Consider the following 25,917-nt stretch of genomic DNA (forward strand, 5'->3'; position numbering starts at 1 on the left):
AAACTCTATATTTTACAAATGTAAGATTCTATTTTTCAGAGGTTTCACAGAATAAAAAATTACACAGGGCGATAAATTTCTTATCAAAATTCGGAAGCGGGAAACGCCATTAAGAGGCAGATTGAGAGGAAAACAGGATTTGAATATCCTTTTTATAAGAAGGATTGTAATATTTATCACTGAAGCTTCTTGTTAAATATAAAAAGCCACGTAGCAGAAATGCGCCGTGGCTTTTTAATTAATTTATGTTTACTGACCTGACCTATCTTGTAAACAACAACTCTCTGTATTTGGTTAATGGCCACAATTCGTCGTCCACCAGTAGTTCCAGTTTATCGCAATGATACCTGATTTCATCAAAGTATGGTCGTACATCATCACAATAAGAAAATGCTTTTTCCTCGGCATCTTCCATTTTGTTAGCTACTTTACGAGCTTCTATCATTTCTCCCACCTTACTGTTAATTACAGCAATATGTGTAGAAATACTCTCAATTATACCCAACTGTTCAGTTGCATGCTTTTTAAAGTCTCCGGAATAGATTTCCTTTAATCCGCGAACGTTCTTGATAAGAATATTTTGGTAACGGATTGCTGTTGGAATAATATGGTTCCTGGCAATATCTCCCAGTATCCTTCCTTCAATCTGAATGCGCATTGCATACTCTTCAAGTTCGATCTCGTGACGGGCTTCGATCTCCACCCTGTTCATTACCTTAAGATCTTCATAAAGCTTGATGGTCTTTTCGGAAACCTGAACTTTAAGCGCTTGGGGAGTCTTCTTATTGTTACTTAAACCACGCTTAGCTGCTTCTTTTTCCCATGCTTCTCCGTAACCATCTCCTTCAAAACGGATCTTCTTAGATTGCTTGATGTATTCTCTAAGAACGTTGAAGATGGCGTCATCCTTCTTCATTTTGTCCTTCTTAATCAACTTATCCACTTCGGTTTTAAAGTCTATTAACTGCTTGGCCATAATACTGTTTAGCACAGTCATTGGATTCGCACAGTTAGCCAAAGATCCTACAGCTCTAAATTCAAATTTATTCCCTGTAAAAGCAAAAGGCGAAGTTCTGTTCCTGTCTGTATTATCAAGCAAAATTTCAGGAATTTTACCTACAACATTTAATTTAAGTTCAGTTTTTTCCTGAGGGGATAATTTCCCGTCAGTTACTTTTTCCAGTTCATCCAGTACCGCCGTAAGCTGTGAACCAATAAATGCAGAAATTATTGCAGGAGGGGCTTCGTTAGCACCTAATCTATGGTCATTAGACGCACTTGCAATTGCCGCTCTTAGCAATTCTTCGTTATCGTGTACCGCCTTAATAGTATTTATGAAGAAAGTAAGGAACTGAAGGTTCTTCATTGGAGTACTTCCCGGCGCCAAAAGGTTGGTTCCTGTATCTGTACTTAAAGACCAGTTATTATGTTTACCACTTCCGTTAATTCCGGCAAAAGGCTTTTCATGCATTACAACTTTAAAGTTGTGACGCTCCCCAACTTTGCCCATTACGTCCATAATAAGGGAGTTATGATCTACGGCGAGGTTTGCTTCTTCAAATATAGGGGCAAGTTCGAACTGGTTTGGAGCTACTTCGTTGTGACGTGTTTTAACCGGTATTCCAAGCTTCATACATTCGATTTCCAGATCCATCATGAAAGCTAAAATCCTGGAAGGAATGGAACCAAAATAATGATCATCAAGCTGCTGACCTTTAGCCGGAGCATGTCCAAGCAAGGTTCGTCCTGCTAACTGAAGGTCTGGCCTTGTAGAAGCCAAAGCAGAATCTATAAGGAAATACTCCTGTTCCCACCCAAGGGTAGCATTTACTTTAGTTACATTCTTATCGAAATATTTTGCTACTGAAGTCGCTGCGTTATCCACAGCCTGTAATGCTCTTAATAAAGGAGTTTTATAATCTAAAGCTTCACCTGTATAGGAAACAAATACCGTTGGAATACAAAGTGTAGTACCCCAGATAAAAGCGGGGGAAGTTGGATCCCATGCCGTATATCCTCGGGCCTCAAAAGTATTTCGAATACCTCCGTTTGGAAAACTTGAAGCATCAGGCTCTTGCTGCACTAAAGCACCACCACCAAATTTTTCTATTGAAGATCCATCGCCGGTAGTTTCGAAGAAAGCATCATGTTTCTCGGCAGTAGTTCCTGTTAAAGGCTGAAACCAGTGGGTGTAGTGCGTAGCACCCTTACTTATTGCCCACTCCTTCATTCCTGAAGCAATATGATCTGCTACAGAACGATCGATCTTCGACCCGTCCTTGATTGCATCAGTCACACTCTTACTAGCTTCTTTAGTAAGATATTGCTTCATAATATTCAAATTGAAGACATTGCTTCCAAAAAGGGCAGACCTTCTACCAGGTTCTTCAATTTTAACCGCAGTACGATTAAATGTTTGTTTTAAAGCTTCAAATCTTAAGGTTGACATATTATTTTGGTTTGAAAATTTCTAAATTCAATCGCCAAATTTATTGATTTTTATTCAAACCCCCCTAAAATTTTATCTTCAATTAATAAAAATTAAGTATTCCTCAGTAAGACCCCTAATTTTTAACCTAAAAATGCAAGACTCACAAAAATACAATAGCTTACAAACAATATAACACCTTTATATCTCCCAAGCTGAAATTGTTTAGGTAAAAACGCAAGCGGTATCAGGATAAAAGCCACTCCTATCATCCAAAAAATATCATTTGAAATTATTGCCTCAGATTTAAGATTAATAGGTTCAATCAAGGCTGTTATTCCTAAAACCGAAGCTATGTTGAAGATGTTTGACCCTATTAAATTCCCAAGGGATAGTGCTTTTTCTTTTCGTAAGGCAGCTATTACCGAAGCTGCTAGTTCTGGTATACTTGTTCCAACAGAAATCATTGTGACAGATATTACCCGTTCGCTTATACCAAGTGTGGTCGCGAGGTCCACGGCACCTTCTACTAAAAGTTCTGAACCTCCCCAAAGTGAAACGCCGCCAATAATTAACCAGAGAATCATCTTAAAATTGGAAACGACTTTTAAAGATTCATCCACTTCTTCAATTTCTATAGCTGCTGCTTTTTTACGGGATCGGGTTATAAGTGCTATAAGATAAATAACGAGTGCGATAAGGAGGCAAAGCCCTTCCAGCCTGGAAATATTCTCCCCGCTGCTTAAAAAAAAGTAGAGTGCAATGGAAAAAATCATCATAACAGGCCAATTAAACCTATAGAAATCACGGTCTATAGCAAGAGGAGTAATTATCGCTGTTATTCCCAGGACCAGGCCAATATTTGCAATATTTGAACCTATAACATTTCCGAGGGAAATATCTGAAAAGCCATCCAGAGCAGCTTGCAGGCTCACCAGTAATTCGGGCGCTGAAGTTGCAAAAGAAACCACCGTTAAACCAATAACCATTTTGGAAAGGTTCAGCTTAAAAGATAATGCGACAGAAGATCGCACCAGGAACTCCCCTCCTACCACTAAGAGAACCAGACCTATCAGGATAAAAACTATACTCATGGATTTTTTTTCTTGCGAAGATAAGAGAATCTTTTAAGGTTTGTAAATAACTGTTTAAGTACAGTAAGAAACAAAAATAATTATTCCCTATCTTATAAATACAGCACCAAGTGAGACAGGGAATCATGACTAAAAAATGCTTCAAAACTTTTCTAAAAAAGAATAACTACTTTTGTAGTTATTAAACTATTTTTTTCGTTACATTTGAAAAATCAGATGAAATTAAGGATCAATAATTACAAGTAATGGAAAAACTAACCAATAAGGAAGAAGAGATTATGCAGATTTTATGGAAGCTTGAAAAAGCTTTTGTAAAGGAAATTATTCCTGAAATTAAGGATCAAAGGCCTCACTACAATACAATTTCTACCATAGTCAGAAACCTGGAGGAAAAAGGATATGTTGCGCATAATGCCTATGGCAATACCCACCAATACTACCCTGTACTTTCCAAAGAAGCTTATCTCAATCAATTTATGAACCTTGCCACAAAGAAATTTTTCGACAACTCCTATAAAAGCGTGGTTTCATTTTTTGCCAAAGAAGAAAAGATCAGCGCAGAAGAATTGCGGGAGATACTGGAGATCATTGAAAAAAAGGAGAAATAATGGAAGATATCCTCATATACATTTTAAAAAGCTCAGGATTACTGGCAATTTTCTTTCTTTCCTATCAAATACTTTTAAGAAAAGAAACCTCCTTCAGACTTAATAGAAAATTTCTAATTGCCGGAATATTTACTTCTTTTATACTTCCGGCCATATACTTTACGCGAAAAGTGGTGATTGAGGCACCTGTAAATAATGCTGCATTTTCTCCGGAAATGTTTCAGAATACACCAGTTGTACAGCAAGCTGAGATAAACTGGTGGAACTTAGCCGGAATAATCTATTTGGCTGGTGCTGGCATAATGCTTTTTCAGTTTATGTTCAGGTTATCTTCAATTCTGAAGTTGATAAAAACCCATCATTTTGAAAAAGCTGAAGGCTTTAAATTTATCAAAATCAATCGTGATATCGGGCCATTTTCGTTTTTCAGATACATTATTTATAATTCTTCATTATATTCTGAGAAGGATTTGAAGCTCATTTTACAGCATGAAAAAGTACATGCCACGCAATTACATTCAATAGACGTTATCCTGTCTCACCTTACGACCGCAATTCTCTGGTTTAATCCTTTTAGCTGGTGGTATAAAATAATCACAGAACAAAACCTGGAATTTCTTGCAGACCAGGAAACGGTTGCTTTTGCAGGATCCAGAAAAGCTTACCAGCATGCTCTGGTGAAAGTTTCGGTTCCGGAATTTCAACCAGCTTTAACCAATCATTTTTATCAATCATTCATCAAAAAACGAATCGTTATGCTCAACAAAAAACAAAACAACAAACCGAAATTGTGGAAAATCAGCCTTGTACTTCCACTACTAATTGCTTTTATGTTTTTCTTCAATGTAAAAACAGAGGCACAGATTGTACAAAAAGAAGAGAAACGCACAAAAATTTTGGATAGATCTGAAATTAAGGAAAATGGAGAAGAACCGCTTTATGTCCTCAATGGTGTACCCTCAAAAAAGGCAATTATCGATACTATAAATCCTAAAAGTATTGAAAAGATAGACGTTTTAAAAGGCGCGAAGGCTACTGCTCTTTATGGTTCCTCAGGAAGAGACGGGGTCATTTTAATTAGCACAAAAGCAAAATCGGGATCAGCCATCAATCCCCTGGAAAATAATTCTGGAAACGCAGAAGAAGCAAGTAAAGTTTCCGGTACTGTAAATCACAGTACAAAACTAATAATCGTTAACGGCGAGATAAAAGAAGAGGATTTCGACCTGGATTCTATAGATCCCGAAACTATTGAACGTGTGGAAGTTGTAAAAGGAGAAAATGCAATTTCCGGATACGGAGAAAAAGCTGAAAACGGGGTTATAAATGTGGTCCTTAAAGATTCTGAGAAAAATTTTTCTTCCGAAGCAACAAATATAAGCGTGCGTAAGCAGCAAAATAACAACATTTATGGAACAGGTGAGAAAACCGGGGATATAAATGCTTCTGAAAATGGAGAACAGGAAAAACCTTTAGTTACCATTAACGGAAAAGTGATGCCGGAGAGTTACGACTACAACGACCTGAAACCTTCTGAAGTTGGCTCCATAAATGTTTTAAAAGGAGCAACGGCAACCGAAAAATATGGTAATAAAGGAAAAGACGGGGTAATAGAAATTTTTCTAAAAGGTTATGCGGGTGAAACTCCGCATCCGGGAGAAAGTAATCTCTGGTATATTAGCGCAAAATATAATAAAGAAGCTCTTAACAAAACAAAAACTGCGCTCAAGCAAAAGAAAGATATCAACGTTAATTTCTCCGGAATTAAAAGAAATAGCGACGGACTTATTACCAGCATTACTATTACTGCAGAAACCGCAAATGGCAAGAAAGCAAGCGCCAGCTTCAACCAGTCAGAGGGAATTCCTGTCGTGGTAGTTGGGCTTCAAGAGAATGGATCGATCATTATCTCTTCCAATAAAAAGGACTGGAAGAATAATCCTTCTGAATAAAGCAAGAGACAATCTTCGGAATAACATTATGGTTTTTAAAACTAATCCTGAAATCTACTTCATCCATAAGCAGGTTTCAGGATCTTTTTTTGAAGTGGATTGTAATCATTGTGGGCTTAACGCAAACTGCCTTTTATTTAATATCTTTGGGAAAAGTATCCTATACCATGAAGAAAGCTTTTTTCAAAGTACTCGCAAAAGCGAACAAGAAGATCTTCCCCAGCTACTCCCGGCAACAGCTGGACCTTCAGAAAGCCAGCAATGTTCAAAAGGCAATTATCGGTTGGAAACTTTGGGTTACAAAAAATTCTCTGGATTAATTCTTTGGTAAGTTCCGCATTTCTTTCTTGGCTCCTCATGATTAAAATTCATGAAATCTCCTTTACTTTTTCTTTAGATGAATAGCAGCCTGTAGAAACATTTCCATCATCACATTGGCAAATCAGTAAATTTTCACACTTCGTCAAGCTCAGTGTGGCTCTGTAACCTAATATTGAATAAGCGACTCTACGGGAAAACCAGAAATTTTATTTCTTCCGTTTAAGAAACCCAGTTCTATTAGAAAATTGCACTGCACTACCTTACCTCCCAGCCTTTCAACAAGATTACATGCCGCACGAGCCGTTCCTCCGGTAGCCAAAACGTCATCGTGAACGAGCACATTTTGACCTTTTGAAATGGCATCTTGATGGATTTCCAATATGTCAATCCCATATTCCAGATCGTAATTTTCCTCTAAAGTTTCTGCAGGTAGTTTGCCCTTTTTTCTTACCGGAACAAAACCCGCATTTAGTTTTTGAGCAAGCAAAGCCGCAAAAAAGAATCCGCGGGATTCAATTCCAACCACGACATCAATATGCTGATTGTCGAGCTTTTGAATAAACAAATCTACCGCAAATTCCATGGCTTTTGGATCCTGAAGTAACGGAGTAATATCTTTATACGAAATCCCTTCCTTTGGGAAATTCTGAACTTCTCTTATATATTCTCTTAAATTAATCATGGCTGCAAGATAAAAAACTGAAGCCTTATTTGCATTTTTACTTGCTCATTTTCTCAGCTCTTTCCGCAAGTTTATTTACCTGAGTGGGATACGGCTTCTCCTTTAGAGTTTTTGCCAGGTGCACCATATTATGAGCCATTAAAAGAAGCATATTATTTGTGAATTCGTGTTTATCACCTTCGGCTTCTATATAGGAAGGCCCCGGACCAGCTTCGCCTACATAGTAGGAGAATGCATTTACAGGAATACTAAATCCATGTTCAGAAAGATCAAAAAGCATACTGGAAATTGCCTTTTTTGCACCATCTTCATTTCCGTCTATCATCACCCCGGCCACTTTATTGTAGGTAGGATATTGGCCATTTTCATCATTACCCTCAGACATAATACCGTCAAAACGTTCTGCAACCATTTTGGCAACAGAACCACGATCCCCACGCCAGATTGGTGTTGCCAGGATAAGCATATCTGCTTTTTTCACTTTTTCAAGAATTGAGGGCCAGGCATCATCTTCTCCTTCATCAGAGGTCACTCCAAAATGTACATTATGGTCTACAACCCTTAAAATTTCTGAGGTTACACCAAGTTCTGTAAAAATCTTTTCAGCATTTTTAATAAATGCCTCAGTATTTGAAGTTTCAGGTGATTTTTTAAGGGTGCAATTAAGAAATAAAGCTTTAAGTGCCATAATTATAAGTTTTAAAATTATTATTGAGTTGAATTTATTGGATTTTGAGTATAAAAGCCGTTAATGAGAGGTTAAAGGAACCGCTAAAGTCATTTATCCAGCATATTTTCTCAGATTTTTAAGAGATGTGGAAGTTTAAGAATTTAGACTGAAGCCATTTTATTTCTGAAGAATTTTCTGAATGAAAGGAATATATCGGGCATAAAAAAGAGGCTGTCCAAAAATGGCAAATATCCACCTACTGAAAAATTCAGCATACAGATGACATTTTTTGACAGCCCCTGATGTTTACTTCAGAAGAAAATTAATCTTCCTTCTGTTGTTTTTTCTTGTCTTCTTCAAATTTATCGTGTCGTTTCGCATCTTCTTTTCTCTGTTCGTCGCGGTTGGCATTTTTCCATTCCGGATTCTTATTAGTATCCTTTTCGTCCTGAAATTCCCTTCTATCTGAATCTTTATTACTCATAATTATGATTTTTAATCTGTTATTATTCGTTTCTCCTAAATATAATCATTTGGAAAAGGCTCAAATAACTGATTAAAGGTATTTTAACAGGCTTTTATAAACTATCATAAAAAATGGAAAAGAAGCTTGAATTGATAAGCACCTAAAAATAAATCGCTAACCTACTTGTAATAATTTATATAAAAATACGACCTATCCTCATTACTTAAGAATGCCAGCCTTGAGCTTCAGCTTGACCCTACTCATGCTGAGGCTAAACAACAGCTGGCATTCGATTTTCTTCAGTTTTTAAAATCCTGGACCTCCTGAAGTAATTTTAGTAACACAATTTTTTAAAAAAGGATTTTACCTCCTCTTCAAATAACTCTACAGGAATACGGTGACCCAGCCTGGGCACGAGCCGAAGGTAAAAATCTGTTACAGGATTAAATTCGCCTACCAGAAAATTTAAGGTATCCTGCGGACTAACAACCTCATCCCGCTGACCAATAATTATTTGTTTCAGGTTATTGTAGGATTCCTTCTCCTTTGGAATATTTTGAGGAACAGATCTTCTTATAAGTGCCGGGTTAAATAACAACGCAGGTCGAAAAATGGCATTTGCAACATGGTATCCTGCAAAACCGCCCATACTGCTCCCAATCACCACATTAATTTCTACTTCAGAATACATTTGAAGGATGCTATCTATGGCATTGGGATTTTGGTAATAATCCAGATCGGGAGCCAGTACCGTTCCAAATTTTTCCAGGATTTCCCTTTTTTCTGAACTTAATTTGCTGTCAAGCCCGTGCAGGTAAAGTATATTTATATAATTTAAATGTTTTTCTTCAGAAGTTAAAGGATATTCATTTTAACTTCAACTTTTTTTCATCCTACTGCAAAGAAAAATTATAGTGGCGTCAAAATGAGTCGTCCCGAGTATAATTTTTTGAATTCTAGCAAATTCACTTCCGAAGAAATTTAAAGAAAAGTGATCTTCTGAAGCCGGCAGTAAAAAATGGCAATTATTGGCCTGGAATAAAAAAAACGCTACCTGAAGGTCTATGTTTCCCGATTTAGGATATTTTAAAGAAGATATTTAATTTGCTGCGGCTGAATAATGATTATTTTTACAAAATATCTAGCCTACTTATTTTCATGAATAGTAAATTAAAATACGGACTCCTCTTAGGTTTCCCTTCCTTAGCATATTTTGTCTACCGGAATTACCCAAAATTAAATATTCTCACTGGTTTTGCCGCTAAAAATGTTTGTTCCTGCACATTTGAAGCTGGACGGGACCTGCGATCTATAGAAGCCGGGGACAATAATTTCCTTCCGGTATTTTATGCAAAAAATGAAATTGATTTTGAATCAAAATCTGTTTCCTCAACGATATTCGGTTTAAAAAAGCGTACTGCAGTGTATCGGGAAGGCATTGGCAGTGTTCTGTTACCAGAAAATGAGACTGAAACTCTTCCGGAACTTCCTGTTCCCGCGAGAGAAATTTTACCGGCAGATGTTCCTTATCCTTTCGGAAAAAGACAACCCGAAAATGCCAATTTTCGTACAATTAATCAGGAAGCTTTACAACGTGCTGTCGGGAACGCTTTTGATCCTGAAGAGAAAGACCTTCAGAAAACCAGGGCGGTATTAGTTCTTCACAAAAATAAACTCCTTGCAGAAAAATATGCGTCGGGATTTTCTTCGACTACTAAATTCCTGGGCTGGTCCATGACCAAAAGCATTACAAGTGCAATTTTGGGCATATTGGAAAAAAAAGATGAAATTTCAATTTCCCAGGATCATCTTTTTAAGGAATGGGAAGGTGATGAGCGTTCCAGAATAACGCTGAACAATTTGCTGCAAATGAACAGCGGATTGGAATGGGAGGAAGATTATACCAGAATTTCTGACGTCACCAAAATGTTGTTTATGGAAGGTGATATGTCCAGGATACAAATAGATAAACCCCTGAAGGGTAAACCCAACCATAGCTGGAATTATTCCTCGGGAACAACAAATTTATTGTCCCGGTTTATTCGTAATCAGTTTGAAACTCACCAGGAATATATGAACTTCTGGTATACAGAACTTATTGATAAAATCGGGATGCATTCTATGATCATAGAGCCAGATTTAGATGGAAATTACATTGGTTCATCCTATGGTTGGGCTACTGCCAGGGATTGGGCAAAATTTGGATTGCTTTACCTCAACAATGGAAAATGGAATGGTGAACAAATCTTAAATGAATCCTGGGTCAAATATTCTGCACAACCAACAAACGGATCTAATGGAGAATATGGCGCTCATTTCTGGTTAAATGCTGAAAGCAAATTTCCCGATGTGCCAAAGGATATGTTTTCCTGTAATGGTTTCCAGGGACAGTATATCTTTATTATACCTTCCAAAGACCTTGTGGTTGTAAGGTTTGGTTTAACGGAAACCCCGGATTTTGATGCCAACAGTTTTCTGAAAGGAATTATAGATGCTCTTTAGTTACAGTTAACTTCAGCTTTATACTCGATAAAAACTTAAATTATTAAAAATTTGGAATAGTATAAAAATAAAAACAGGATATGCCCCCAACATATCCTGTTTTTTATTTTCAGAAGAAGGTTTACCCCTAAAACTTCTTCTTCTAACATGTAGGAAAAGTAGAAAATAAAAACTGATCCCCATATACCTAAAAAGTGGTATTTTTGACACTTTTTTAATAAGAATGGAAATAATGAAAAGTGGAAGACATTAAATGATATTTAGAGTGGGCGCAAAAACTCCTATAAAAAAGATCAAGAATAACAGGACTTACAGAAAAACAAAATATATTTTTTACAGACAGACGATCTTCGATCCTATAGATCATGTCTGGTCTTTTGTTGGTAGTTTCACAGGCATTGGGATAATAGGTTTTATAAATAGCCTGAATTTTTCAACTTCAGATAATTTATTTCTAATAGGTTCTTTTGGTGCCACTGCAGTACTGTTATATGGCGCCACAAACAGCCCACTAGCGCAACCTCGAAACCTAATCGGCGGACACCTGCTAAGTTCTATAATAGGAATATTAGCAATTAAGCTAATCCCTTTTCCGGATTTATTATGGTTAACCTGTGCGCTTGCAGTTTCACTTTCTATCGTGGTTATGCAAATCACTAAAACTATGCATCCGCCGGGCGGAGCCACGGCTCTAATCGCAGTAATTGGAGGGGAAAAAATACAGAACCTGGGGCTGATGTATGTTATAAATCCTGTTTTAAGCGGAGTTTTTATTTTGCTCGTTACCGCACTTATTTTTAATAATCTGTCCAAAAACCGAAGTTATCCCTATAAAAAATCCTCTTAATTAGGTGGTATTGAGTTCTTACTTAAGGTAGGCTATGGATTAAGATCTGAAGGTCAAATGACTTTTGAAAATAAAGGCTTAATACCCTGTCTGGTCCGGAATAAACCTATCAAGTTCCTGTTGCCAAAGCGGAGTTTGAATAATGCGAAGCAACGCCTGGTTCACCGGCTCCCGCAATTCGCTACCTGCAGGAAAAGCAAAAGCATAATATTTGGGATCGATCTTTACCGGCTGAACCTGTAACGAAATATCTGAATCATTATTTATTTCATACCTCATTGCCGGTACATTATGCAACACAGCTTCAATTTCATTCGAATTTGCAGCTTCCAAAGCTTTATTCAAGTCTGAAAAAGCCTGAAAAGAAACTCTTTCTGTTGAGAGATATTCCGCACCTGAAGAATTTTCCACAGCGGCAATTTTCATATCCCGAAGATCATTGGGCACTGTCACTTTATCTTTACCCGCACCTCCCATGACAGTGGAAACTATTGATGCAGTAAGTACTGCCGTCACGCCCATAGCCACCAGCATCCACACTAAGGCAATAGCACGACCAAGAAAAGTTCTTGGCGCTTTATCCCCATATCCAATGGTCGTCATGGTTACCCCTGCCCACCAAAATCCGGAACCGATTCCTTTAGCTATGGACCGCTCTCCTCCAAATTGCTCTTCGTTTGTATTTCGCTCTACAAAATAAATAATGGCTCCTACAATCAGCAACAGGATAGATAGTGATCCTGTAATATACCAAAATCGTTCACTAAAGAAAGCTTTACCAATATCAGACAGATTGGTCCTTTGTGGCGAAGCCAGCCCCAGATCTGCGGTGTGATAAATGTGACTAAAATCCAATTGGGCTTCAGCTTCTGCAGTTAATTCTCCTGTAAGAAAAATATTTATTCCTGCCTGCAGTTCGGCAACAGGAGATTCTTGAGCAACTTCAATAAACCGGTAATTTAATTCCATGTCCTCGGCTATACCACGCCATAATCTTATACTTATGCCATCCCAGGTTCCATCCTGTCCCTTAATCACGTAAGGTGGTTGGGGATATACGCCTACCAGCAGTTCCCGATCCAGGGTTTGCTCCAGACTGTCCTGCTGGGCGCATACGGCAAAGGGAAAGCTAAGCAGTATTAAAATATAAAAAATATTGAAAAGCTTTTTTCTACACATTTAAAAAAGTTTGGATTTTTCTTTACCAGAAAAACCCGATTACTATTAAAGGTAATAAAAGTTTTGGCTTTGCGTACAAGGTTTGGAAGAATGGAAGATTAAAAATCTTCTACTGCGTATAGTAAGATAAATAATGTGACACCACTTCTACCAAAGTCACATCTTTTCAACAAAATCTGAAAATACTTTTTTATGCAGTTCAAGATCGAGATCAGGAGACACTGAAACCCGGGCAATATAATCTTTGTCGCTTTCTTTAGTAGTTCCCTGTGTTGATGTTGCAGGTATGGTCCAGTAACAGCCTTTTAACTGACCATAGCTTACACAATATTTACTCTCGTTAGGGATCTGATTGATCATCATATCAATCAGTTTATGATTTAATGCTCGTTTATAGGCTTCTCTTTCTTCATTAGTATGGCCTTTGGTTGGTAGATCTAAGGAGAAAACCGATGGAGTAAATCCTTCTTTTGCCAATTCTTCTGAAACAAAATTTATATTGGCCGCTGGTAATGTCTTCCGGATAAAGTTTACAAACTCCCGTGTATTTTTATATGCATCTTTAATCCTTTGATTCATTGATGGCAACTGCTCTGCTAAAATTTCAACCTGAAGATCTGTAGCCTCATTATCACAGAGTACGAGATGCTTTTCAATTTTACTCAATAAAGCTTCAGCCTTTTCATTGGTTACACAGTAACCCGCAGTACATTTCCCACCACTTGGAAATTTTGATCCACTAACGTAAGAAACAGTCCTAACCGAAGAGAGAATCCCATCATTAGCTAAAAATTGAACATTAGGACAAAAAGTTTGATCTAATATAAAAACCGGATCGATAGCAACCTCACCCGATGCTGTTTTACGGGATGCATTTAAAACTTTTTGTAGTTTTTGCAGATCAGGGACTTCAACTCTTGGATTTGTAGGAATTTCTGCGATAATATATGGAACAGCATCTTCATAAGCTATTTTCTCCAGCACTGTATGAGTGCTTTTCACCATATCATTATCCCCATCTACAGGTAAATCAACTACCTCAACATTTTCAATGCAGGCAGCTACACGTCTTGCCTGGTCGTTTGTTCCACCATAGCAATTTGGAGGAACGATAAACTTAATAGCCTTTCCCTTATGATATTGGAGGGCATTGTCTATTAACCCCATGATAATAGCATATTGCATAGACAGTCCCGAAGAAGCAAGTAATGCTTCTGTACTTGTTCCGGTAATTTCTTTAATAGAATTTACTACATTTTGCTTGTTAGTTCCATCATTACTTTTGTTCTGATCAAAAGAAGTTGTTTCTGTTAGCTGTTGTAAAGCAGAAAAACAATTGGCCGGCGTCATCGCAATAGTTTCCCTTCTGCGCACATGCTGTATCTCGGGAATATAATTTCTGTTTTTTTCGCCATTAATCAATAATATACTGCCAAACCGAGGATGAGTAGTGATAAAAAAATCAATATTGGAATTAAGATCAGCATTACCAATTGCATCCTTCTGTGAAAAAAAAATGGTACTGCCGTTATACTCTGAAATCTCCTTTAAACTTTCAACTTTCTTTAATTCCAGCTTATATCCGTAAACACGCTTTAGTACTTCAGGATCAAAAAAATCTGGTAAATCATTAGTGTATATAATTCGAGTTTTCTTATTATCAAATAAATTTTTTCTCAGAACGGCCAAAACAGGCATCGTTCTGGAGGAAAAACTTATTACATCTTCCGATTTAAGATTATTTATGTTAGCAATTGCCCATTCCAGTATTGAAGAGAGCGGATGACCTAAACGGATATAATCGAAGGCTGTGGATAATGCACCTAGCGCTGCCGTTTTAGAATTATTCTCTTTAAATAAAATTTCAAACTGCTCTAAAAATTGTGTCTTAGCCAGTTTTTCATTATAAATATCCAGCCGATGTGTGGTTAGTTTCAACCAATCAATCGGCATATTTTCTAAGACATTTTTAATAAAATTTAGCACTTTATCCTCTTTCATAATTTTCATCTTTCGATAGATTGTGAATATAGGTTGCAGATAGCTATTTTAAAAATGTTGTAAGACATTTGTCTTAATTTTAGGAAATGGAGTTGATATCTAATAACAGGACGCGCACTATGGGAAGTAAAAAACCATAAAAAATCCGCATACACTTTTTTAGTGTTGCGGATTAATTTTTACCAATAATTTACGAGAGGAAGAATTTTTAAACTCTTCCTCTCGAAATAACAATTAAACAGCTAAATAATTCTCTATCTATTTCAGAAAACTAAACCACCACTAATGAGAAAAAATAAAAAAAGTTTTTAGCGTATATTTTAACTTTAATCGTGAAGACCCAAAATTTTCCTTAGCTCTTCATCATCAGTTTGAGCACCGGCAAAGTCATCAAATTTCTTTTCTGTTGCCTGAATGATGAGATCTTGTATAAAAGGAGCTCCCTCTTTTGCTCCCTGCTCTGGGGATTTTATACAACATTCCCATTCCATAACAGCCCATACATCACAACCATACTGGGTAAGTTTCGAAAATATGGTTTTAAAATCCACCTGACCATCTCCCGGGTGACGATATCTGCCTGCCCGGTTTATCCAGTCTTCGTAACCTCCAAAGGTTCCTTTTTTGCCAGTAGGATTAAATTCAGCATCCTTAACGTGGAACATTTTTATATAGTCATGGTAATGATCAATATATTCAATATAATCAAGCTGTTGTAAAACAAAATGGCTGGGATCATATAGCAGGTTCACCCGCTTGTGATTCCCGGTTGCTTCCAGAAAACGTTCAAAAGTAACACCATCGTGCAGATCCTCTCCAGGATGTACTTCGTAACAAACATCTACCCCCTGCTCATCAAAAGTGTTTAAGATAGGCATCCATTGTTTTGCAAGTTCTTTAAAACCCATTTCCACCAGACCTGCGGGACGTTGTGGCCATGGATGCGAGGTATGCCATAGAAGTGAACCGCTGAAGGTACCATGAACATCCAGTCCTAAATTTCTACTGGCTTTTGCTGCACTTTTTAGCTGCTCTACTGCCCATTTTGTTCTTTTCTTTGGATTATTTCTATATTCTTCCGGAGCAAAACTATCGAACATACTATCATAAGCCGGATGTACAGCTACCAACTGCCCCTGAAGATGAGAAGCAAGTTCTGTAATCTCCAGCCCATATGACTCAACCTTTCCTTTTAATTCATCACAGTATGTTTTACTTTCACCAGCTTTTTTGACATCTATTAGTGCAGTTTCCCATGTAGGAATTTGTATACCCTTATATCCTAAATCTGCAGCCCATTCACAGAGACCATCCAGGGAATTAAAAGGAGGTTTACTATCCATAAATTGAGCTAGAAAAACTGCTGGTCCTTTTATAGTTTTCATTCTGATATATTTTTAATTCTTAATTATCGAGTTTTACCCAAACGTTGCCATTCTTATGTGATTCTATAGTTTTCTCAATAAAATTCACTCCTCTTACACCTTCTCTCAAATCTGGATATTCTCCCGTATGGAAGTTTTCATTTCTTACGGCTCTGGCTACACCTTTATAAATATTTCCCATAGAATCAAATATTCCCTCTGGATGTCCTGGAGGAAGTTTAGTGCCATCCAGGGAAATTTTACTGTTATAGGGATGTCCGGGCTTTAAAAGCTCCACCGGCTGACCTTCTTTCATAAAATATAAATAGTTTGGATTTTCCTGCTCCCATTTAAATCCTCCTTTTTCACCGTATATCTTAACGGTGAGGTTATTTTCTTCTCCTGTGGCAACCTGGCTGGACCGGATAATGCCTTTAGCATAATCAGAAAATCTCACCAGTACGGTGCCGTCTATATCCATTTTATTATCTTCATAGAGATAATTAAGATCAGAAAGAATCTCACTTACCCTCATATCTGTAAGGTATTCGATCATGTTAAATGCGTGAGTCCCTATATCTCCTATGCAGCTGCTTATTCCAGCTTTTTCCGGATCCAGTCTCCACACAGATGAACGTTTTTCCTTGTCATGAATAATTTCATTTATCCAACCCTGGTAATATTGAACATCAACTTTATGAATTTCACCAATCTCACCCGCAGCAATCATTTCCTTCATTTGCCGCACCATAGGGTAGCCAGTATAAGTATAAGTTACCGCAAAAACTTTTTGCGATTTCTTCCTTAAATTCTCAAGAGTTTTAGCTTCCTCATAAGTGGTTGTTAGCGGTTTTTCACAAATTACATGGAAATCATTTTCCAGCAACTGCTTGGCCATAGGAAAGTGCAGAAAGTTAGGTGTTAGTACAGAAATCACCTGCATTCTTTCATTTTCCGGAAGAGATTTTTCCTTCTCTATGAGTGAATCCAGATCTTCATAAATCCTGTTGGTTGATAATCCTATTCCTTCAGCAAAGGCAATACTTTCTTTTAATTCAGGATTAAAAACTCCCCCCACAAGTTCAAACTGGTCAAACATTGAAGAAGCTATCCGGTGAAGAACACCAATGAGTGAGTCTCCTCCTCCTCCAAGGATGCCTAATTTAATTTTTGAATTCATTCTAATAAATAATTTATTGGTTACAATTAAAATTCACTACTAAAAACATTAAAGTTCTTAAAAATTTTAGTTCATTACCAGAACCTAATCCTCGCTTATTCCTTTGCCTTTTTTGGGGTCCCTTTGCCAAAAATAAAGAATGGTAAATAAGACAATTAATATGACAGGAAACATTACCATTTTTTCTAATGTATCCTGTCCCGCAGCCAGCTCTAATGCAGTTCCAGAAAGCCCCTCAGCTGCATTCTCTTCCATTGAATTATCAATCCAACTTCCAATAATTGGCTGAAAAATAGCAGTAGAGAACATTCCTACTCCTCCAATAACAGACATTCCCAAGGCACTACTCAGAGGAACCCTTTGCGCTACAGCACCTACCATAACCGGCCAGAAATAGCATATACCTATTGCAAATATTACCGCTGCAATATAGGCCATTGGACCGGTAACAGTACTAAACATATAAATCCCAATGGTTGCCAGAACTGCAGAAATCAGGAGCACCCCTGTTTGCCCTAATTTTCCCACAACGGGGCCTGCAAAATATCTTCCCACAGCCATAAGACCGGTGGTAAGCGCCAGGATTATCATAGGCTCTGCTCCGCTGCTATTCAAAATAATTGTAACCCACTGATTGGGGCCGAATTCTGTAATCGCTGTAAGTGCCATACATACAAACAGGAATATGTAAAGCGGGCTTAGCATTGCTTTAAAGTTCTCCTTAAGAGATGAAGCTCCTTCCACCTGGGGCTCCGGAAAAGTTTTCCCAAAGAACAGGAAGGCATAAATAACAGTTGGAGCCATAATAAGCCACATTTGAGTTTCCCATGAAAAATCGAGATCTGTCATGAATTTGGATATAAGGGATCCAAGAAAAATCCCTCCAGGAAACCACATATGAAACCTGTTGAGCATTTTATTCATTCTAACACCAGAATACATATCGGCAATCATAGGGTTACAAGCCGCTTCTGTACATCCATTACCAAAACCTATGAAGAGCGTAGAGATAAGCAGGCCGGTATATCCCCCCGCGTAAATTGTTAGAATTATTCCTAAAGTATGAGCTACAAAAGCTACTGTCATTATATTTCTTGGACCAAAAGTATGATAGACCAACCCGCCTATAATCATTGAAATAGGCATTCCCAGGAACCACATAGAATTAATGAATCCAAGTTGTTCTGCAGAAAGGCCGAATTCTTCTCCCAATTGTGGAAGGATTCCCGCTCTAATAGAGAAGGAAAAGGCGGTGGTTATAAGAGCAAAACAACTTCCATAAAATAAGGCATTTTTATTAAGGGATGCAGTCATGGGTTTTAATTTTATTAGTTAGATTATTAATAATTACAGATTAATGTGAAAAAAATATTAAAATAGCTACAGCAATATAAATAAATAATTAATCAGGAACATACATTACGATATCAATATTAAAATGATAATCATTATTTAAGATGTTTAATGATTAAATCGTACACATCTACGGAATCAATAGCTGTTTTTTCTAAAAGTTTCGGCTGTTGAGTAATAAAAACCGGCCAGTCCTCCTTCTCTTTACTAATTCTACCATGAGAACCTTTAACTAAGGTTGCATCCAGTGGGATCACATCCATAAGATATCTGAACCCCAGTTTTTTCTTCAGGAGGGTCAATCCAATTTTTCCCTTCAGAAACTTAATTTTTGGATCAGCAAAGGTTTCAACGGGATCGTAACCCGGTTTTCGGTGAATATCCACTGTCCGTGCATAATCGGGAGCTTTTTTATCGTCCAGCCAGAAGTAATAAGTAAACCAGGATTTCTTGTCCGCCATAACCACTAAATCCCCTGCCCTTTCATGGTTGAGGTGATGATCTTTTTTCCCCTCCTCATCCAGCACTAGTTCAATACCCGGAATCCCTTCGAGAAGCTGCTTTACCGCAGGAATCTCCTGAGGATCATTAATATATATATGTGCTAGCTGATGGTCTGCGACCGCAAAAGCTCTACTGGCCCAGGTATCAAGGGTTTCAAGTCCTAATTCATCTTTTACTGAGACATATCCATTCTTCCGTAATACCCTGTTTATATGAACCGGATTATTAACATCTGTAATTCCGTATTCCGAAACGATCATTACTTCTGCTCCCTTACTTTCGTAATATGTGATAAGATCTTCGCAAATCTTGTCTATCTCCTGCAAATCCTTCCCCATTTTAGAAAAATCTATTCCTACCCTTTGCAGGTTGTAATCCAGGTGTGGCAGGTAGACAAGGGTGAGTGTAGGATCGTGCCATTTATCCACAAGCATAGAAGCATCAGCTATCCACCGGGTAGATTCTATATTTGCGTTTGGTCCCCAAAAAGAAAATAACGGAAATTGTCCCAACTCATTCTGCAACTTCTGGCGGAGATCCATAGGTTGGCTGTGGATATCCGGAAGTTTAAGGCCCGTGGCAGGATACAATGGACGCGGAGTGACGGCAAAATCTACTGTAGAGTTCATATTAAACCACCAGAACATATTCGCACAGGTGAAACTGGAATCCTCTTTTTTTAACTCCTCCCATATTTTGGGAGCCTGTACTAATTTATTGGACTGTCGCCAGAACTTAATTTCATATTCATCACGAAAGCACCAGCCATTACCAACAACTCCGTGCTCGGCCGGCCATTTACCCGTAAAATAAGTTGCCTGAGAAGAACAGGTTACAGCAGGAAGCAGAGGTCTAATATTTACTTTTTTTCCTCCTTCAGACCATTTCTTCAGGAAAGGAGTATGTTCCCCAATAAGACGGGAAGATAGAGCTACTACATTTAGGACTACCGTTTTCTTCATTTTAAGTTTTTCTGTACCCATTGCAATTCCCGCACAATAGAATCTACTATTTCCAACTGGATATCATCCGGAAGTACTTCCCAGGTATACGTTTCGACTTCCAGGTGATGAGTGATTTTTTTCTTCTTTATATATTCAAAAACTTCAAGAATATCCTCCTGAGTAGATTCAAGCTGACCGTAATTAGAGAGGAAGACAGGTACATGAAAATGGGTACGCCATTCACCTGCACCAGGACTATTTAAATTATCCAAGGCTTTTGGTAAATCGGGATAATGAGTAAATTTTCCTTCGGAACTTTTTTCCACTACCTGGTGGAGATAAGTAGATTCTACAAATGGAGTCAGCGCATTCTTAACCCATTTCCTTTGTTCCATGCTTTCCGGCAGGTTAGCCTTAAGAGCGGCACTTATCTGGATCTTTCCAATCCTGATTCCTTCCGCCTCCAGCAGTGAAAAAACCTTTTCCGGTTTTTCATAAACAATAGCAAAGTGACATACATCATAACAAAGGCGAATATGGTTTTTCAGGCAGGTCTCTGCCTCTGTATCAGAAATATGTAACTGTTCCTTCAGGTATACCGTTCCCTGTGGAATTAGCCATTTATTATACCAATCAATTACTTCACGCGTATTCTCGAGCAGCCCATCTGGCTCCGGTTCGATATCCAGGTGCAGGACCTGACCTTTATCCTGCTGAATCTTATAGAGTTTTTCTGCAATTTTAGCTATATGAAGTGTCGCCTTTTGCAGCACTTCATTTTTATTTGTTTGTACAGGTTCCCAATACTTGTAAGAAAGAGGAGAGGTTGAAATACCTCCGTCCATTCCTTCCGGAAGAAGTCCGGACAATATATCGAAAAGCCGAAGGGTATAATCAACCCGTGCATTGGTAGTCCAATCAGGATGATGTACCTGATCTTTTACTGACTGATGATGGAATCCTCCAAAAGGAAATCCGTTAAAAGTAAAGATATAACAATCATTATCAGCTAACCAGCTTTTAAAATCCGAAAGATTATCACCTTCCAAAATTGATTTACTGGCTTCATCAGATAACCGAAGTCCGATTCCGAAAGCAGTATCAGGAGAAACTTCAGCTTTAATTTGCGGGATATATTTCTTTAAATTACTAAAAGTTTCGTCCCAGCTTTCCCCAGGATGAATGTTGGTACAATAGGTAAGATGATATCCGTTTGTATGCATTGAATTATATTTATTCAGTATAATTTCTGTTGGAGCACCATGTTTTTAAAGATGATGAAAATTCCACTTCGTTGTAATTACTCTTTCTGAAACTCTTCAAGCTTCTCTGCTGCCTTAAATATTAATTGGGTGTCCATTTCATGAACTTCAACTCCCTGACCAATATCGCTTAACAGCATTATGGTTAATTCCCCTCCTAAATGTTCCCGAAACTCTTCCAGTCCGTTTACAAGATTGTCTCCTGAAAGCTCCGGAATATGTATCGGAAATTTTAATTTTTTAAACAGAGAAATGATACGATTTAGATCTTCAACAGAAATTAAACCTTTCAGATAAGAATAGGTAGCATCCAGACAAATACCAATGCCTACAGCTTCTCCATGTCTTAACTCATAATTTGTAAGCTGCTCAAGTTTATGTGCCGCCCAGTGACCAAAATCCAAAGGACGTGATGAACCCATTTCAAAAGGATCGCCCCCTGCAATATGATCCAGATGCATTTTGGCACATCGGTAAATTAATTCTTCCATAGGAGGCATTTTCCTTGCTGTGAGATCTACGGCATTTGCTTCCAGCCACTCAAAAAAAGAAGCATCCTTTATAAGGGCAACTTTAACAGCTTCAGATATACCCGAACGCCAGTCTCTGTCGTCCAGCGTATTCAGAAAGGTACTATCATTAATGACTGCAAAAGGAGGAGCAAATGTTCCCAGGAAATTCTTCTTTTTATAAGCATTCACACTGTTTTTCACTCCTATGCCTGAATCATTTTGAGCAAGAACAGTGGTTGGTATACGAATATGCCGAATACCTCTATGAGCAATAGCCGTAGCAAAACCCGCCATATCAAGGATCGCACCTCCACCAATAGCTACAATAAAAGAATGCCGGTCTATTCCATACGTATTACTAGCATCCAGGATTTGCTCTACGTAACGCTTGTTATTTTTCACGCCTTCCCCTCCCGGAACTATCATAGGATCTGCACAAAGAATAAAATGCTGTGAGTGAGCTTCAGCATATTTTTTAATATCACCACATAGAGAAGGATGTACTGTTGCTACTCCCTCATCTATAACAAAAAACACCTTTGCTACACGTGAATCCTTTACAGTATGTGCAAAAAGCGCATTATTTAAACTGAAAATTTCTTCTGTGAAATGAACAGTATATTTAAATGGAACAGAAAACTTCTGTTTTATAGATTTCATCTAATCATTTTTAAAAGTTGCTCCTGAAGTTAATCAGGTTACAGAGAATTTCTTTGCTATTAGCAGGGAAACCGGTAATAGCAATAGAACGACCAGGCCGTAAATCCAGCCTGCAAAAACTGTTGCCAGGGAAGCATTAAGTACAATTAAAGAAAGAACACCTGCCTTTACTGCTTTTCCAATCAACTTGGGTTCCTGCTTCCTTAATGCTTTAATCAATGGACGGAAGATAAGAAATGAGAACAGTACTACAAAAGGCATTACCTGCCACCAAACAACTTCTGAAAGGAAAGCAAGGACGATAATTGCCAAAATAATGATACCATACATAACAGCTCCTCCTACAATGGCTTTTTTATTTCCACCATGTACTTCCCCCCTGCTTATCATAGTTATAGCTGCAATATAAATAACAGGAAGTAGGGCAATGAACCATAGATCCTGAATTGCAGCAGGGATAGCACTCATTCCCAGCAACAAATTTCCCCCTCTGCATAAGCCCATATTCACAGGGCCAAAAATAAGCTGATGTTTCCCCCAGGCATTATATAGAACAGCAAGTATAGCCACCGCCAGGGCAATTATCGCACTAAGGACAGATACCTGCCAGGCAGCAACAAACCCAATTATAAACAATATTACTGCCAGGATGCTGCCACTTAGAACTGAAGCTCTTCCACTGGGAATAGGTCTTTCCGGTCGTTCCTTTCTATCAAGCTCTGCATCAAAAACATCATTGAATACAATCCCTCCTCCATATAATCCTATCGTAGCTACAATAAGCCATAGTATAGAATTTGATAGAGAGGGAGTATACCCTATTTCCGACGAAAAGAGTTGTAGAGCAGCTCCGGAGACAGCAAAACCAGCTAAAATATCTGCAATTGCAGTGACAATGTTTGCAGGCCGCATCAACTGTATGTGAGCAAGAATAATATTCATCCTGATGTCCAACGTACTTTTCTAATTTTCAATTATATCTGAAGATGAGTCACCTTCTACTTTTGGAGACTGTCCTCCTCTTAATACAGTATTCCCCGATAGCTTTTTTCGCTGATCTATTGGCTCGGCGTTTAACCAGTCGCTTTCTTTCATTTGTCCGCTCTGTCCATAAGCAGTAAGTGCATTTTGATAACAAGCGAGGTGGATAAGTTCATCTTCGATCCCCTTTTCTTTCATCAATTTTGCAGTTTTCGGAACAGCCAGCGGATCACTAATACCCCAATCGGCCGCGCTGTCAACAATTATTCTCTCTGCACCGTATTGCCGAATGATTTCAACCATTCTCTCGCTACCCATTTTTGTATGCGGATAAATAGTAAAAGCAGCCCAATATCCTCTATCCAGTACTTCCCGTACCGTCTCTTCATTATTATGGTCTACCACAACCATAGAAGGATCAAGACCATGCTCTTCGCTCACGTCCATACTTTTTATTGTTCCCCTTTTTTTGTCACGGTGAGGAGTGTGGATCATTACAGGTAAATCCACTTCTTTGGCAAGATCCAGTTGCAGGCGGTAATATTTATCTTCTGCTTTTGTCTGATCATCATAACCAATCTCTCCCACAGCAACAACTCCCTCTTTGCCTACATATAAAGGCAGTAATTCCATTACTTCTTCTGCCAAAGCTTCGTTATTAGCTTCTTTAGAGTTTAAGCCAATGGTACAATAATGTTTAATCCCGAACTGGCTCGCCCTGAATCGTTCCCATCCTACGAGGCTGTTAAAATAATCCTGAAAGCTCCCAACTTTTGTGCGGGGTTGACCTAACCAGAAAGCCGGTTCAATTATGGCTCGTATACCCGCCCGTTGCATGGCTTCGTAATCATCTGTTGTACGTGAACTCACATGAATATGAGGATCTATAAACATAATATATTTTTTATAGTTATTAGATAAAACTAATTTTAGCTGATTTATTGAATTAAAACAGTCAATCTAATTTAGAAATACGAGTCATGGGCCGTTCTTACTTTTGAAGTTCCTCTTCAAATCTCTTCCCTATTACCGTCCAATTTAATTTACCGCTTTCTATATCGTTCTTTATTTTGGGGTACTGATCAAGCAACTGCTTTGCCGCCGGAAACTCGCTATTTTCACAAGCCAATAAACCGGCATCTTTTTCAAGAGCATTATTACCATTAATAACTTTCTTAATATCTGCAAAATAGGATTCATTCAGAAACGGACCAACAAAACGCCACAATTCCGGTAAAACCTTCCTGTTTGCTGCCCAACGTTCATGGGCAAAATCTATAAGCATCCCTGCCAATTCAGGATTTGCACGATCTTCTGCTCTATAAATTTTATACAATGGTCGCTGCATAAATACAGCTTTTAAAATCATTTGATTCCATGCCTGCTGATCCAGATAATCAGCTGGATAGGGGTTGTTCAGAGCAATGGCATCAAAAACATCGGTAATATTGGTTCTTATGCCCTCTGCAGCCCGTGCCGACATTTCCTCTGGATAAGGAAGAAGTGGCAATGCACAATATAATGTCACCTGCTCATCCATATCAGCAGTTTCGTGAAGCCTCTGAATAGTTGCTTCATACTCTTCTTTGTCCTTATGCGGGAGCATTAACAACAAAGAGATTCTAACGCACTGCAGCAAGTTGAAATATTGTGGTTGGAATCCATTCCGGATTCTGTCTGCCTCAGTTAATTGTTCTTCAGAAAGAATAAGAGGATCTTTTCTGACAAAACGGGATGCTGAACTGAAGGCAATATAAAAGGAAGACACCTGGAAATTATTCCGAAGCTTTTCTTCCTTTTGATCTAGCCATTCCAGTTCTTTCTCGCTGGCCTGTCCTTCAATTATCTTTTTGAGGAGATGGCTTGTCTGCGATAAATCTACCTGAAAAGTCATATGAACCTCTTGATCTGTTTATTTTATATTTATAAAGATATTAATTAGTGTCTGGATAAGGCTAATTAATATATTAATTTCTCTTCACGAAAGGTCTGTGCTACAAGTTCAAATTTATATAAAACGCCACCCGTTCTAGTTAGCAACAAAATAATTTATCGCTAAAGCTGCACTGATAATTAGCAGACCAAAAAACTCTCTAGTCTTTTCAATATAAGGTTTAGTTGCCCGCATACTCTGCACAATACTTTCCTGTTTATGTTTTGTAACCCAGTCCAGGACTCCATCTTTGGAGAAAAATAATACAACTGCATATACCAGATAAAAACCAATGGCCACAAGATACACCAACGGAAAATATATTTCGAATACTGCCAATCCACAAGCTATGGAGGCTATCATGTAGATAGTAACCCAAAGCCATGCATCTTTATCATTTATATTTACATATGCAAAACCCGCAAAAGCGAGACAAAAAAGAATATTTAAAATAAGTAATAACATATAAACCGG

General features: G+C 38.0%; 23 protein-coding genes. 5 read left to right on the forward strand and 18 right to left on the reverse strand.

From position 1 onward, the window contains the following. Window positions 1–262: 262 nt before the first annotated feature. Complete coding sequence (locus tag RM549_RS07200) at window positions 263–2,449, reverse strand: glutamine synthetase III family protein (RefSeq protein WP_311683229.1); 2,187 nt, start codon at window positions 2,447–2,449, stop codon at window positions 263–265. A gap of 122 nt (window positions 2,450–2,571) precedes the next feature. Continuing rightward, a complete protein-coding gene (locus RM549_RS07205) occupies window positions 2,572–3,522 on the reverse strand; it encodes a calcium/sodium antiporter (protein ID WP_311683231.1) in 951 nt (316 codons plus the stop codon). A gap of 245 nt (window positions 3,523–3,767) precedes the next feature. On the opposite strand from RM549_RS07205, the gene RM549_RS07210 reads away from it, so the two are divergent. From RM549_RS07210 to RM549_RS07220, 3 genes are all read left to right on the forward strand, one after another. Beyond that, window positions 3,768–4,130: a BlaI/MecI/CopY family transcriptional regulator gene (locus RM549_RS07210; protein ID WP_311683234.1), complete on the forward strand. Its 363-nt coding sequence runs from the start codon at window positions 3,768–3,770 to the stop codon at window positions 4,128–4,130. Continuing rightward, window positions 4,130–6,082 carry a TonB-dependent receptor plug domain-containing protein gene (locus RM549_RS07215; RefSeq protein WP_311683238.1) on the forward strand — a complete coding sequence of 651 codons (1,953 nt, stop codon included), beginning with the start codon at window positions 4,130–4,132 and terminating at the stop codon, window positions 6,080–6,082. Before RM549_RS07210 ends, RM549_RS07215 begins: the two co-directional genes overlap by 1 nt. A 167-nt stretch (window positions 6,083–6,249) precedes the next feature. Next, complete coding sequence (locus RM549_RS07220) at window positions 6,250–6,402, forward strand: SsrA-binding protein (protein WP_311683240.1); 153 nt, start codon at window positions 6,250–6,252, stop codon at window positions 6,400–6,402. 167 nt (window positions 6,403–6,569) lie between these two features. On the opposite strand, the gene RM549_RS07225 is transcribed toward RM549_RS07220, so the two are convergent. The 4 genes from RM549_RS07225 to RM549_RS07240 all read right to left on the reverse strand — a co-directional run bounded on the left by RM549_RS07225 (window position 6,570) and on the right by RM549_RS07240 (window position 9,050). Next, window positions 6,570–7,085 carry an adenine phosphoribosyltransferase gene (locus RM549_RS07225; RefSeq protein WP_432264704.1) on the reverse strand — a complete coding sequence of 172 codons (516 nt, stop codon included), beginning with the start codon at window positions 7,083–7,085 and terminating at the stop codon, window positions 6,570–6,572. Between the two features lie 37 nt (window positions 7,086–7,122). After that, entirely contained in the window at window positions 7,123–7,773 is a 651-nt protein-coding gene (locus tag RM549_RS07230; protein ID WP_311683242.1) for a flavodoxin family protein, read from the reverse strand. A 304-nt stretch (window positions 7,774–8,077) separates the two neighbouring features. Further along, window positions 8,078–8,239 carry a hypothetical protein gene (locus RM549_RS07235; protein WP_311683244.1) on the reverse strand — a complete coding sequence of 54 codons (162 nt, stop codon included), beginning with the start codon at window positions 8,237–8,239 and terminating at the stop codon, window positions 8,078–8,080. 316 nt (window positions 8,240–8,555) lie between these two features. After that, window positions 8,556–9,050, reverse strand: coding sequence for a YqiA/YcfP family alpha/beta fold hydrolase (locus RM549_RS07240; protein WP_311683315.1), 495 nt, complete (start codon window positions 9,048–9,050; stop codon window positions 8,556–8,558). Window positions 9,051–9,379: 329 nt separating this feature from the next. Between RM549_RS07240 and RM549_RS07245 the strand changes: the two genes are divergently transcribed. Both RM549_RS07245 and RM549_RS07250 read left to right on the forward strand, forming a co-directional pair. Next, window positions 9,380–10,723: a serine hydrolase domain-containing protein gene (locus RM549_RS07245; protein ID WP_311683246.1), complete on the forward strand. Its 1,344-nt coding sequence runs from the start codon at window positions 9,380–9,382 to the stop codon at window positions 10,721–10,723. 253 nt (window positions 10,724–10,976) lie between these two features. Further along, window positions 10,977–11,570: an HPP family protein gene (locus RM549_RS07250; RefSeq protein WP_311683248.1), complete on the forward strand. Its 594-nt coding sequence runs from the start codon at window positions 10,977–10,979 to the stop codon at window positions 11,568–11,570. A 78-nt stretch (window positions 11,571–11,648) separates the two neighbouring features. On the opposite strand, the gene RM549_RS07255 is transcribed toward RM549_RS07250, so the two are convergent. The 12 genes from RM549_RS07255 to RM549_RS07310 all read right to left on the reverse strand — a co-directional run bounded on the left by RM549_RS07255 (window position 11,649) and on the right by RM549_RS07310 (window position 25,908). Then, window positions 11,649–12,749 carry an ion channel gene (locus RM549_RS07255; protein WP_311683249.1) on the reverse strand — a complete coding sequence of 367 codons (1,101 nt, stop codon included), beginning with the start codon at window positions 12,747–12,749 and terminating at the stop codon, window positions 11,649–11,651. 156 nt (window positions 12,750–12,905) lie between these two features. Continuing rightward, window positions 12,906–14,750 carry a PLP-dependent aminotransferase family protein gene (locus tag RM549_RS07260; RefSeq protein WP_311683251.1) on the reverse strand — a complete coding sequence of 615 codons (1,845 nt, stop codon included), beginning with the start codon at window positions 14,748–14,750 and terminating at the stop codon, window positions 12,906–12,908. A gap of 326 nt (window positions 14,751–15,076) precedes the next feature. Beyond that, window positions 15,077–16,135 carry a sugar phosphate isomerase/epimerase family protein gene (locus tag RM549_RS07265; protein WP_311683253.1) on the reverse strand — a complete coding sequence of 353 codons (1,059 nt, stop codon included), beginning with the start codon at window positions 16,133–16,135 and terminating at the stop codon, window positions 15,077–15,079. 19 nt (window positions 16,136–16,154) lie between these two features. After that, complete coding sequence (locus RM549_RS07270) at window positions 16,155–17,294, reverse strand: Gfo/Idh/MocA family protein (protein WP_311683255.1); 1,140 nt, start codon at window positions 17,292–17,294, stop codon at window positions 16,155–16,157. A gap of 84 nt (window positions 17,295–17,378) precedes the next feature. Continuing rightward, complete coding sequence (locus tag RM549_RS07275; protein ID WP_311683257.1) at window positions 17,379–18,608, reverse strand: MFS transporter; 1,230 nt, start codon at window positions 18,606–18,608, stop codon at window positions 17,379–17,381. 134 nt (window positions 18,609–18,742) lie between these two features. Continuing rightward, the gene (locus RM549_RS07280; protein WP_311683259.1) at window positions 18,743–20,113 is read right to left on the reverse strand and encodes an alkaline phosphatase family protein; all 1,371 of its coding nucleotides are present in this window, start codon (window positions 20,111–20,113) and stop codon (window positions 18,743–18,745) included. Further along, the gene (gene eboE, locus RM549_RS07285; RefSeq protein ID WP_311683260.1) at window positions 20,110–21,318 is read right to left on the reverse strand and encodes a metabolite traffic protein EboE; all 1,209 of its coding nucleotides are present in this window, start codon (window positions 21,316–21,318) and stop codon (window positions 20,110–20,112) included. The genes RM549_RS07280 and eboE overlap by 4 nt, the downstream gene beginning before the upstream one ends. A gap of 77 nt (window positions 21,319–21,395) precedes the next feature. Further along, window positions 21,396–22,529, reverse strand: coding sequence for a 3-dehydroquinate synthase (locus RM549_RS07290; RefSeq protein WP_311683262.1), 1,134 nt, complete (start codon window positions 22,527–22,529; stop codon window positions 21,396–21,398). 33 nt (window positions 22,530–22,562) lie between these two features. Then, complete coding sequence (eboC, locus tag RM549_RS07295) at window positions 22,563–23,483, reverse strand: UbiA-like protein EboC (protein ID WP_311683264.1); 921 nt, start codon at window positions 23,481–23,483, stop codon at window positions 22,563–22,565. Window positions 23,484–23,492: 9 nt separating this feature from the next. Next, entirely contained in the window at window positions 23,493–24,404 is a 912-nt protein-coding gene (locus tag RM549_RS07300; RefSeq protein WP_311683266.1) for a TatD family hydrolase, read from the reverse strand. Between the two features lie 97 nt (window positions 24,405–24,501). Next, window positions 24,502–25,404: an EboA domain-containing protein gene (locus RM549_RS07305; RefSeq protein ID WP_311683268.1), complete on the reverse strand. Its 903-nt coding sequence runs from the start codon at window positions 25,402–25,404 to the stop codon at window positions 24,502–24,504. Window positions 25,405–25,539: 135 nt separating this feature from the next. Continuing rightward, window positions 25,540–25,908, reverse strand: coding sequence for a transmembrane 220 family protein (locus RM549_RS07310; RefSeq protein ID WP_311683270.1), 369 nt, complete (start codon window positions 25,906–25,908; stop codon window positions 25,540–25,542). Between the last annotated feature and the right edge of the window lie 9 nt (window positions 25,909–25,917).

Source organism: Autumnicola patrickiae, from assembly GCF_031846525.1.
Taxonomy (GTDB): domain Bacteria; phylum Bacteroidota; class Bacteroidia; order Flavobacteriales; family Flavobacteriaceae; genus Autumnicola; species Autumnicola patrickiae.